The 289-nt window shown below is 58.5% G+C and carries 1 pseudogene; it reads left to right on the forward strand.

Features of this window, described 5'->3' with window-relative positions:
- Positions 1 to 289, forward strand: a pseudogene (locus tag LZP73_RS20350) (phosphoglucomutase, alpha-D-glucose phosphate-specific); the annotation flags it as partial.

A 289-nucleotide genomic window follows, 5' to 3' on the forward strand; every position in this document is an offset into this window, starting at 1 on the left:
TGGCAGCTTCGGCTTTGGCGGCGAAGAGAGTGCAGGCGCTTCCTTCCTGCGTTTCGACGGCACGCCGTGGTCCACCGATAAAGACGGCATCATTATGTGTCTGCTGGCGGCGGAAATCACCGCTGTCACCGGTAAGAACCCGCAGGAACACTATAACGAACTGGCAAAACGCTTTGGTGCGCCGAGCTATAACCGTTTGCAGGCAGCAGCGACTTCCGCACAAAAAGCGGCGTTGTCTAAGCTGTCTCCGGAAATGGTGAGCGCCTGCACCCTGGCAGGTGACCCGATC

Source organism: Shewanella sp. AS16 (assembly GCF_021412365.1).
Taxonomy (GTDB): Bacteria; Pseudomonadota; Gammaproteobacteria; order Enterobacterales; family Shewanellaceae; genus Shewanella; species Shewanella salipaludis.